10 protein-coding genes are annotated in these 11,719 nt (G+C 43.6%); 1 reads left to right on the top strand and 9 read right to left on the bottom strand.

The window, feature by feature from the left end:
* Positions 1 to 50 precede the first annotated feature (50 nt).
* Positions 51 to 1,532: a flavin-containing monooxygenase gene (locus F902_RS09040; protein WP_005202805.1), complete on the bottom strand. Its 1,482-nt coding sequence runs from the start codon at positions 1,530 to 1,532 to the stop codon at positions 51 to 53.
* Between the two features lie 345 nt (positions 1,533 to 1,877).
* Between F902_RS09040 and F902_RS09035 the strand changes: the two genes are divergently transcribed.
* The gene (locus tag F902_RS09035; RefSeq protein WP_005202804.1) at positions 1,878 to 2,873 is read left to right on the top strand and encodes an AraC family transcriptional regulator; all 996 of its coding nucleotides are present in this window, start codon (positions 1,878 to 1,880) and stop codon (positions 2,871 to 2,873) included.
* A 72-nt stretch (positions 2,874 to 2,945) separates the two neighbouring features.
* Here F902_RS09035 and F902_RS09030 read toward each other — a convergent pair whose 3' ends face one another.
* The 8 genes from F902_RS09030 to F902_RS08995 form a co-directional block, all read right to left on the bottom strand.
* A complete protein-coding gene (locus F902_RS09030; protein WP_005202803.1) occupies positions 2,946 to 4,139 on the bottom strand; it encodes a hypothetical protein in 1,194 nt (397 codons plus the stop codon).
* Positions 4,140 to 4,288: 149 nt separating this feature from the next.
* Positions 4,289 to 5,929, bottom strand: coding sequence for a thiamine pyrophosphate-binding protein (locus tag F902_RS09025; protein ID WP_005202802.1), 1,641 nt, complete (start codon positions 5,927 to 5,929; stop codon positions 4,289 to 4,291).
* 38 nt (positions 5,930 to 5,967) lie between these two features.
* Positions 5,968 to 7,434 (bottom strand): aldehyde dehydrogenase, encoded by a 1,467-nt coding sequence (locus F902_RS09020; RefSeq protein ID WP_005202801.1) that lies wholly within the window; start codon positions 7,432 to 7,434, stop codon positions 5,968 to 5,970.
* Positions 7,435 to 7,446: 12 nt separating this feature from the next.
* The gene (locus tag F902_RS09015; protein ID WP_005202800.1) at positions 7,447 to 8,238 is read right to left on the bottom strand and encodes an aspartate dehydrogenase; all 792 of its coding nucleotides are present in this window, start codon (positions 8,236 to 8,238) and stop codon (positions 7,447 to 7,449) included.
* 9 nt (positions 8,239 to 8,247) lie between these two features.
* Positions 8,248 to 9,042 (bottom strand): SDR family oxidoreductase, encoded by a 795-nt coding sequence (locus F902_RS09010; RefSeq protein ID WP_005202798.1) that lies wholly within the window; start codon positions 9,040 to 9,042, stop codon positions 8,248 to 8,250.
* Positions 9,043 to 9,064: 22 nt separating this feature from the next.
* Positions 9,065 to 9,880, bottom strand: a complete 816-nt coding sequence (locus F902_RS09005) for an alpha/beta fold hydrolase (protein WP_005202796.1) — start codon at positions 9,878 to 9,880, stop codon at positions 9,065 to 9,067.
* A 33-nt stretch (positions 9,881 to 9,913) separates the two neighbouring features.
* Positions 9,914 to 10,435, bottom strand: a complete 522-nt coding sequence (locus F902_RS09000; RefSeq protein ID WP_004652930.1) for a cupin domain-containing protein — start codon at positions 10,433 to 10,435, stop codon at positions 9,914 to 9,916.
* 34 nt (positions 10,436 to 10,469) lie between these two features.
* Positions 10,470 to 11,693, bottom strand: a complete 1,224-nt coding sequence (locus F902_RS08995) for an MFS transporter (RefSeq protein WP_005202794.1) — start codon at positions 11,691 to 11,693, stop codon at positions 10,470 to 10,472.
* Between the last annotated feature and the right edge of the window lie 26 nt (positions 11,694 to 11,719).

Genomic DNA, 11,719 nt, shown 5'->3' with positions numbered 1-11,719 from the left:
CATTAAAGGTAGATATTAAAAAGCCTTATACAAATAAGGCTCCTTTGCTTTTAACGGTGGAAGCTATAACTATAGCTATCGAATTCCGCCATATCGTTTTTCATATATTGCATGGTCCATGGATAATTCACCACATTCACTTGCTGCGCATCCAAATAATAACTTGCACATCCGCCTTGCTTAAACACCGAAGCATTCAACTTATTTTGCAACTTTTGATTATATTGAGTATCGGCAAAAGTAGAAATTTCAAAGCTGCTTAAATGATGGTCCAATACAAAACGTATCGCTTTCACTGCATAATCAATCTGGTTTTCAACGGCGCTGATTAAGGAGTTATAGCTAATACTATTGGGGCCGAGCAACATAAAGGCATTGGGCAGGTCTTTCACCACACAGCCTTTATAGGCCTGTACTGTATTGATTTGCCAGACATCATCTAGCAACACACCCGTTTTGGTCATAATCCGTTTGGCAATCGGTGGTTTCGCCACCTCGAAACCTGTACTCCAAACAATAATATCCAAGGGAATTTCTTGACCATCGACAAGGATACCTTTTGCAGTAACTTCCTTCACGCCTTGATCAATCAGTTCCACATTTTTGGCTGCCAATGCAGGATAATAAGTATTTGAAAATAAAATCCGCTTGCAGCCCAATGTAAATTTGGGTCTGACTTTCTCGTGTAAAACGGGGTCCTGAATCTGATAATGCATCCAGTGAATCAAACCCTTGCCTAAGACCTCCAAGGTTTGCGGTTGATTGACACTTGAACTAAACATATCCATGGAAACACTGGTCAATTTACGTAGAGAGTGCATGGTAAAAGGTACTTTTTGCTGAACATTTTTAGATGCATCATGTAGCACCAGATTCGGTTTCGGAATCACCCATGGCGCGGTGCGTTGAAATACATAAAGCTGATCAACAATCGGTTGAATTGCAGGAATAATCTGTATCGCCGAGGCGCCTGTTCCAATCACGGCGACGCGTTTATGGCTTAAATCAACCGCGTGATTCCATTGTGCAGAATGGAAGACCTCACCTTTAAAACGATTTAAACCTTTCACCATCGGCATTGTCGGTTCACTCAACGGACCCACCGCAAAAAATACAAAGCGTGCCTGATAAATGCCTTGATTGGTCTCAATTTGCCAACACTGTTGCTCATGCGACCATGAGGCTTGCTGCAATTCGGTATCAAACAGAATATGCTGATCCATCTTAAAGCGGTTAGTGACGTCCTGAATATATTGCTGGATCTCTTTTTGTTTCGCGAAAATATGACTCCAGTTTGGATTCGGTGCGAATGAATAGGAATAAATTGAAGATGGTACATCACACTCACAACCTGGATAGGTATTTTCTCGCCAGACCCCACCTACTTCATTTGATTTTTCGACAATAATAAAGTTATTGATATTTTGCTGTTTCAGCTTAATTCCAGCAGCAATTCCAGAAAAACCGGCCCCGATTATCACCACATCAAACTGATGATTATTTACGACCACATCCTGCTTTAAATCTGACATTTTCCACTCCCAAATATAAAAATCTTGTCAGTTCAACCCATTCATAAATCAACAAATTTATGAACAGAGCTATCTGTGGAAAATAGTTTGATTGTGCAATAAAGACTTGACCGTCAATGCCAGATTAAAATAATCAAAGTCAAATGAATAAAGGATCATAACAAATAAGATTTAACTGATGATTCATTCAACAGTTTGGGTACTTCATACCGCTATTCTGTCCTTTGAAGATAAATAGGCTTGGATTTGAATCCGCTAAGATAAATACCTCAATCAGTGAAAATAATTGGGCTGATTGATCGGGATAGAGTTAAAGGATGTGACTTCGAGACGAGCAGTGTAACTATGACTGAAATTCCAAGTATTCCATCGGTTCTGTTAGAACTCATTGCAAAGTATCTACAACAAAACAATATTTCAAATTTGCAGTTAGATGAGCTCAGTAAACAGTATGCACATCAGGCCCGAATGCCATTGCATAAATGGTGGAATTTACTCGAACAGATTTATCAACAACACCCCACCCCAGTACTGGGACATTTTATTGGTGAGTTGGCCGAACCGCATCATATTCATATTTTAGGTTACTTGGCGCTTTCTAGTCCGAATCTAATTGGCTTTCTGAATTGTTTCAGAAACTTCCAGCCTCTGTTGCAAAACTCAGCCTCATTCTCCATTGTACAAAAGGAAGATCGCTTTTGTATGTGCTGGACACCGGTGGTGCATAAGAACTCGCAACTCTCCAATGAGGTTCTTCTTTCAGGTGTGTTGAGTACCATCCGTAAGATCCTGCAACAACCAGAAATTTGCCCCTTAAAAATCGAATTTTCTGCCACTGCACCTATTGATATCACCCCTTATGCCGAAGTATATGGCTGTCCTGTCAGTTTCGATTCAGATGTATTAAGACTATGGTTGCCGCTTGAAATTCTGCATCTGCCGATTCCAAGTCGCGATCCACATTTAAAAAAACTGCTAAACCAACAAGCAGAAGCCCTGCTCAAAAGTATTCCCAATCCAGATACTTTCTTGAAGGACTTGCAGTTGCTGATTGTAAATATGCTTAAAATTGGCGAACCTTCGGCGGAGAATATTGCCAAACAGATGAACCTGTCGCTAAGAAGCTTTTATCGTAAACTCAGTGGCTATAATTTACAGTACAGTGATCTGGTCAAAAGCATTCGCTTAGAACTGGCAAAAACCTACCTGACCAAGTCAGCACTCTCACTCACAGAAATCGCATTATTGCTGGGTTATGCCGAACAAAGTGCTTTTAGCCGTGCCTTTAAACAATGGGAACACCTGACACCATCTGAATATCGAAAAAGCCATCTCAGTTAAAAACTTCTCAAAAGCAAAAAGAGTGAATCATGGGCATAATTCACTCCTTCTAAAAAAGTACCAATTGGAAATTTAGAAACTAAATCCAATATTTAAATTGATGCGGTATAACCACTGGTCGCTATACGGTGAAACCGTTGAGGTATAACCTGTGGCATTGGAAGCCCCACCAATAATATTGGAGTTTTTACCCCAGGTATAATCAGCCCACACCATAAATGGGGAAGCAATAAACATCATCCCTGTGGTATTCATTTGTGAAGCCGACCAGTCATCACGTTTCTTGTCCATATAGCTATAGTCATTATAGAAACGGATGGCTTTGAGTTTACCCATGTCCTGTACAGGCAAGGTATAAGCAAGGTTTAAACTGGCAACGGTGGCTTCCGAAGCAATGAAATATGCAGGCGTAAATCCATTATTGCCCATCAAGGTCACATCATTACTGACGCCTTCTGGGTTTTTAGCATCATATTGATAATGAATTACAGAACTTTGTAAATTAAAGCGTTTGTAATTATTATCTGTGTGTAGACCGACCGCATAATACTGACCATTTTTATCAGTGCTTTTATTATGCAATTGCGCAATAGCACCCGACACACCAAATTCTTGCTTACCAAAATCAGTTTCTAATTTACGTACGATGCGCGTGTTAAATTGATGGCGCTTTTCATTTTGATAGGCTTTTTGGGTTGGAAACGCATTATCGGCCAAATCATCATAGGTGGCACTTTCAGGTGAGTAGCGCAGACTGGTCTCCAGCATTTGCGGATAATAGCCCAGTTTGATATCCCAATCCTTGTTATTAAAATTCCAGTTCAAACCCGGTGCAACGTTATTGCCATAGCCGAGGAAGAATGGAATATGGTAAGTCCAGCCATTCTGCGGATAAGGGTAAATTGCAAAAGGTTTATAGACAAAACCTGCTTCTATACTGTTATTTTGATCAAGGTTATAGCCGACATAAGCTTTCTCAATCGAGCGTTTCTCTTGATCCTGAAACAGATAACTGGCATTAAAATAAGCGTCGTCAAATTTGCCTTTTAGATCTACCCTGAAAATATCAAAATACAGTTTTCCAAAACCGCCATTGGGTCCTTCCCAATTTTCATAACGTTGGTTGAGTCGCACCACGCCACCCAATTTTACCGAATCCGTTCCATCTTCACTTTTCCATTCTAGGGCTGAGCTTTGTGCAAAAACATGGGATGTGGTACCCAAATAAAATGCAGCAAATAGCATGGCTATAGAGGTCTTTTTCATCTCTTGATTCCTTGGTTTTTGTTCCAACGATCCTGTTGGCTAGCTTTTTTGTTTTACCTATGAAACATAGTTTTTATCGTTTTATGAGCAAAAAAATTTGCCCATAAAACGGTCTTCACATCAGCACGGACTGCCAATGCTCAGTGAGATTAGTACAATTTTTTCTGTGGTGGACCCGCGAAGTTCAATGGCCCAATTGAATGCATATCCAGCTCAATCACGCTTGGCCCTTGGAATGCAACAGCTTCCTGAATCACGGTCTTGAATTCATCAGCACTGCCCACTTTCCAGCTCTTCACACCCATTGCTTCGCCTAAAACTTTATAGTCTGGGGTATGCAATTCATTGAAATACTGGCGACCACCGAAGTAATTCTTTTGGATACCACGCATCACGCCATAACCACCATCATTCATGATCATCAACACCATATTGGTATTTTCTTGCGCCATGGTTGCGATTTCGCCGATGCCTAACATCAAACCACCATCACCGACCAAGCCAATGACTTTTTTATCAGGGTTGGCAATGGAAGCACCAATCGCAGTCGCCAGCCCCAAACCAATTGCACCTGCTAAAGAGTGAATATTCTGGTTTGGTGCTTGTACTGGGAATAAACGGCTGCCCCAAGTGCTGCCTGACATGGTAATGTCGCGTACGAAAATACCGTCTTGTGGTAAAGCAGCACGTAAGTGATCACAGATTAAAGCGTACTGATCTAACTGCGTACGTAGCGCATCGATTGCCGCCTGTTTTGCCTTCACCATCGCGGCATCATAATCCGCATCGACTTTTGAAATACCTTGCAAGCTAGTCAATACACGTTGCAATACATCTTTAGCGTCACCACAGATGAAGTTACGCACTTTGTAATTACGCTGTTGTGCCACAGGATTGGCATCAATCTGGATAATATTGTCAGGGAATTGCACTGAATAGGTTTTGGTTTCATTACTACGTAAACGAGAACCCACCACTACCAATAGATCAGCGTCTTTAAGCAATTGCTCAACACCAGCCGAGTTATGGAATGCACCTAGGCTACGCGGATGATCATCCGCCAATACACCGCGCGCATGTGTTGATGACACCACAGGAATACCAAGATCAGCGATGGCTTTGACTTCCGCAACGCTATTCAACGTACCGCCACCGATCCAAAACACTGGACGTTTGGCTTTTTTCAGTTCTTCAACGATTAAATCGACTTCGACCTGTTCAGCCTGTGGTAATTCAAGGGCTTTTACTGGGCCCAAGTTCAGCGGCAAATCGATTTCTGCTGCTTGTACATCAATCGGTAACTCAACACTCACTGGCCCCATCGGTACCGTCGTAGCTACACGAATCGCTTCACGAATCACACCCACCGCATTGTCAGGACTAGTAATACGGAAAGCAGCTTTGCTTGATGCACGTAAGAAAGTCAGCTGATCTTTGGTTTCATGAATAAAACTGGCGTCACGATCCAAATATTCACGTTCGACTTGCCCAGTTAAGTGTAAAACAGGACTGCCTGCATTCATCGCTTCAATCAGTGAACCGACTGCATTACCTGCACCCGCGCCCGTACTGGTGAGCGCCACACCGAGTCCTTTAAAACGAGAGTGACCATCTGCCATCGTGACCGCACCTGCTTCACCGCGTGCCGCCACAAAACGGATTTTTTCACGACGACCCACTGCATCAGCAATCGGTAAGTTATGGATCGAGATCACGCCATAAATACTGTCTACTTGGTGTGCTTCTAAAACACGGGCGATGGCTTCGCCGACATTTACACGTTCTGTCATTTGTATATTCCTCAAAAACGGTTCATTCCATGAATGTATTAATTCGCCCAAGGATTTGGCTGCTCGCTTAATCCCATATAGATACTTTTTTGTTGCATATAAGACAAAATGCCTAAACGACCTTTTTCACGCCCAATGCCACTTTCTTTAAAGCCGCCAAATGGCGCAGAAATCGAGAATTTCTTATAGGTATTGATCCAGACCGTACCCACTTCTAAAGCACGCGCAATTTGCCATGCCTTACGATAGTTTTCCGTCCAGATGCCTGCAGCAAGTCCAAAACAACTGTCATTGGCTTGTGCAAGCAAATCTTGTTCATCGTCATATTTCATCACCACCAGTACAGGGCCAAAAATCTCTTCCTGACAGGTTTGTGCTGAATTGCTTAAGCCAGTGATAATGGTGGGTAAGTAATAGCTACCTTTAGCAAACTCACCTTCGGTCAAGGCATGACCACCCGCAAGGACTTGCCCACCTTCTTGTTTCGCGAGCTGTACATAGTCATCGACAGAAGCCAAATGCTTCGGGTTAATCAAAGACCCGAGATGTATGCCTGCTGTTTCAGGGTGTCCAACACGCAAGCCTTTGGTAATTTCAACCAGACGACTGAGGAATTGATCATAGATACTGCTGTGTACAAACAGACGCGAACCTGCAATACAGGCTTGTCCAGCCGAACTGAAAATACCGTAAGCCACACCTTTGGCTGCCAGTTCAATATCTGCATCTGGCAATACAATCGTTGGTGATTTTCCACCAAGCTCCAAAGAGGTCGTGATCAATTTATCGGCTGCTAAATGTGCCAAATGACGACCCGTAGTGGTTCCACCCGTAAATGAAATCTTACGCACCAAAGGATGCTTTACGATTGCATCACCAATCACCGAACCTCGTCCGACCAATACACTGAGTAAACCTTTCGGTAAACCCGCTTCTTCAAAGATTTTAGCGAGTTCCAATGCAATCAAAGAAGTCACTTCCGCAGGTTTTAGAATCACTGCATTACCGCCCGCAAGTGCAGGTGCCAATTTCTGTACTTCACTGGCAATCGGTGAGTTCCACGGGGTAATTGCAGCGACCACGCCCACTGGTTCATGCACGCTCATGGTCATGAAATCTGCGGCACGTTGCGTGGTCAGCTCATCATTCAAGGTTTCGCAGGCTGCTGCTACATAACGTGCTGTTGCTGCCGCACTCAGGGTCAAGGCACGGGTTTCAGCCAATGGCTTGCCATTATCACGAGTTTGCAACTTTGAAAGCTCATCTACACGCGCTTCAATAATGTCTGCCACTTTATATAAAATACGGGCACGTTCATGCGGCATGCTGTTGCGCCACTCAGCTTTACGCCAAGCCGCATCTGCCTTTTCGATGGCTTCATTGACATCTTCCAGACTCGCCGTTGAAATTTCAGCATTCACCGATTGATCTGCTGGAAATAAACTTTGAATCGTAGCGCCTTTACCTAATCGCCATTCACCAGCGATATAAATTTCCTTTACCATGATCAAATCCTTTTAAATCTGAATTGCTTCAACACTATTGCGGCAAGCGCGAATCACACTTAATGCAGCCAAGGTTGAGGTTTTTGGATTACTCGCCAATGGCACACCGACCAGTTCAATTGTCATTTCACCGAATACACCTTCTGCCACAATGGTGTGCTTGTTTTTGTTGATACTCGGATCAACCGTCAGCTCAACCATCGTGTCATCCATACCCAGTCCAGCCAGGGCAATCGTGGCTGCCACATTGGCATTGGCTGGAAACTTCAAGGCTGCTTCTCTGGCTGTGCCACGGAAGAAAACCGTTGCTTCGCTAACCTGATCGAGGTCGACCAGTTGTTCTGCATAGCTGCCACGCCAGCTTTTCGGACTCTTACAGCCCTTGTAAGTGACCTTTTCCAGACCGCCTTCTTTGGCCGCAGAGATCCCATCAATCCCTGCAATTGCACCCGCTAATAAATGCAGATGCGCATCATTTTGTTCTGCCGTTTTTTTCAGTTGAATTAAAAATTCGTTATCCGCCAAAGTGCCTACTGAAATCAGGCCAATGGTCCAACCTTTTTCCAAAACTTTTTGTGCATGTTCTTTCACCGCAGCCTGTCCTGCCACTTCAATCACGTAGTCAGGCGTCCCCTGACATTCATCAATTGAAGAAATAACCTGTACATCAGCTGCAACCTGTGCCTGTACTTTTTCTACACTGCGTGCAGGGACCACAATCCATTTAAGTTGCAGGTCTTGAGGCATGTGGGCATACACTTCTGCCGCCATCGCTCCAAAACCAATCATCATCAACTGTTTCATGTGAACACCTTATAAATGTTTGTTAAATCCACCAGAGACATCCAGTGTCGAACCTGTGGTATAGGATGCCAAAGGCGATGCTAAAAACACCAAGGCACGCGCTGGCTCTTCTGGCTTGCCTAAACGTTGCATTGGAATGCCACGGTTTTTGGCAATATTGCCTGTCCACTGTTCCCATGTTGCATTTGGATCAGAACGGGTTTCAAAACGGCGTTTCCACTGTGCTGATTCCACCATGCCCAAAAGAATTGAATTGACACGAACACCGTACTGGGTAAATTCATGTGCCAATGAATGGGTTAGATTTAGCAATGCTGCACGGGCAGATGAAGTCGCAATCATGTGCGGTTCAGGTTGCAGTGCCAGCAAAGAATTCACATTGGTAATCGACCCGCATGCCGAATGTTTTAAATCATTTAAAAATGCACGTACTGGATGTAATACACTGAAATACTTCAGTTCAATTTCTTTCATCCAGTCTTCGTCTTGGGTATTTTCAAAATTAGACACACGCCCCTGACCTGCGTTATTGATCAGCATGTCGACATTACCCAGATTTTGGTTTACCTGTTGGGCAAAACGTTTTACATCTTCTTTATCCAAGACATTGCAGATACTGGTGAAGATATTGGCATGCGGATATTTTTCTAAAATATATAGTTTTGATGCCGCCAAACGCTGCTCATCTCGACCGCACCACGCCACCTTGGCACCTTCTGCAACTAAAATTTCGACTGCAGCCAAACCAATGCCTGACGAGCCACCTGTGACAACTGCTACTTTTCCTTCAACTTGGAAGCTCATATCCATATCTCTCGTTTAAGTCTTAATGTGCCGATAAAACAATGTCGTTAAACTGTTCAGGTTGATCGACATAACTCAGATGACCTGCATCTGTAATGAGATGACATCGGCTCAATTGCATTTCTACAGCAAGTTCCTTGATCGCTTGCGCAGGCGTAATTCCATCCTTGTCACCCGCAATCACCACACAAGGAACAGTAAGTTCTGTTAAATAATTCCGAATTTCGTCATACGCCAGCAAATAAGATGCTCGAGTAAAACCGTCTAATGTCAGTTGCCCCATCACTTCATTGACCAAAGCCATTGCCTGAAGGTCTTGTTTATAAATTAAATGCGGTCCACGGCTGGCTGCCATGCCTGCATTGCCCAAGCTTTTCAACATATTCGGGCGTTTTTGATAGACCTGTGCTTTGGTATCTTCATCGGAACGTTGATAACCTTGTGCTGCGTTGGCAAGCACTAAAGTCAGTACCCGTTCAGGATAAAGATAGGCAAACGCACTGGCCTGTAAGGCACCCAATGAATGACCAATTACAACGGCTTTTGCAATGTTCAACGTATCCATCAAAGCCAATACCCGTTCTGCATAATCGGCTGCATTGGGTTGATCTGTGTTTAAACCATCGGATAAACCATAGCCCGGTGCATCCCAAGCGATGACATGAAAATGCTGACTGAGTGTCTCTAGTTGATTGACCCAAGAGGCTGAACCCGAGCTAATCCCATGCAATAAAATCAGCGGCTGACCTTGACCTGCCTCACGATAGGCTTGCACCTGACCATTTACGGCAATAGTTTTGACTGGGTATTTCGCTAAACGCTCAATCAGTGTCATCATGTCATTCCTTCAACATTTATAAGATCAATCGGATTAACGTTTGATTTGAGACAATGGATGCTCAGGTGGATAGTTCGGAATGGTTGGTTTACCCGCACCCAACATCACACACATCAAGGCATCTTCCTGACCCGGATTGAACAAACCACGATAAATACCCGGTGGAATTGAAATCAGGTCACGCTCTTTCAATCGGGTCTCAAATTTTTCCCCGTTATGTTCAATGAACAGGTCAATTTCGCCACGCAACATGAAAAATACTTCTTCAACATCGTGATGAATATGCAAAGGTCCTTCACATTGCGCAGGTAAAACCATGGTAGAGAAGGTAAAGTTTTCCGCTGGAACCGTGTTGCCATCATTAACCACACCTGTTGCACCAGTACCCATATAACGCATTTGTGCACGACGATATTTAGGGTCATAGTCTGCTTGGAACTTCAATGCATCAAAATCATATTTACGTGTTTCAAAGCGTGCGATACGTGTATTCAACCAGTCTTGTAAATTTGTACCTTCAGGTTGTGTCCATGATTCGAATTGTTGAGTAGTCATGTTTTAACTCCTAGGCTTTTGTTCAATAGTTTGATTAATAACGTTTCAATAAAGGAACTAAGAAAAACGATCCAATCACAGCGACGGCTGCCAAGAAGGTAATTCCTAAATTAAAACTATGTGTTTGCATCACGATATAACCGATCAGAACAGGTGCAATTGCACTGGCAAAATTCCCCATCCCGTTGAAAATTCCACCCGCAGTTGCACCAACATCGGCAGTTGTGACACGGGCAAGTAAAGCGAATACTGCTGCGACACCAAAGCCCCAAGCCATTGCGCTTAAAGACATAGCAGCGATCACGAGAATCGGGTCAGTCATAATGACCATGACATACATAAAGATGCCTGCCACCAACAGGCCACTGAAGACCTGAATAGCACGGCGGCCTAACTTGTCCGAAAGGAAAGCACCGATCACCTCACCAATCAGCATGGCAATGAATGGCAAGCTGGAATAAACACCAAATTCTTTCAGGTTAAAGCCCTTGTCCTGAATCAGATAAGAAGGCACCCAGCTGTTTAAACCCCATAGATAGGTCATCAATGCAATATTGAAAATACACACCAACCAAAATGCGCGGTTCTGTAGTAGTACCTTGGTGTTATGAATGTGTCCTTTGAAATTGACGCGTTTGCTGGTCGATTCCAATTCAATGGTTTTCTTGAGCTGTAAATGACGTAAACCAAATGCAATCGCAAGTAATGCAATGACCGTTAAACCCGCCATCACAAAGAATGTGGTATGCCAATCATGCTTTGCCAATACTGCAGCGGTAATTGGAAAACCCAGAAATGCGCCTATCGGGGTTCCTAATAAAAACATGGTCGAAGCACGTGCTTGCTGACGGTCGGTATAAGTTTGTTTTACGATGGCATAAGCCAGTGCAAACAATGGCCCCTCAGCCAAACCGAGCAAAACGCGCAGGATCAACATGCCTGTATAGTTGGTGGTAAAACCCATACAAAACATGAGCAAGCCCCATGATGCGACGCTCCAGAACAGCATTTTCTTCGGGTTAAAAATATCGCCTAAAAAGCTTAAAAACACCGATGAAAAACCATAAGCCAACAAGAAGCTGGTCATGAGCCATCCGAGTTTTGCCTTGTCTTCTGCAATACCCATCGCACCTTGGAAGTGCGGGTCAGCAAATAACACTGCGATACTAATTTTGTCGAAGAATGCCAGAACGACACATACCATCAGGACGAAAGCAGGAACCCAATGCTTTAATCCACTTTTCTCTTCATTACTCATACTTCATTCCTTCGATTGAGTCATGA

Origin of the sequence: Acinetobacter higginsii (assembly GCF_000369525.1) — a bacterium.
Classification (GTDB): Bacteria; Pseudomonadota; Gammaproteobacteria; order Pseudomonadales; family Moraxellaceae; genus Acinetobacter; species Acinetobacter higginsii.
The sequence above is the reverse complement of the archived record's forward strand: the minus strand, read 5'-3'. Positions and strand labels throughout refer to the sequence as shown.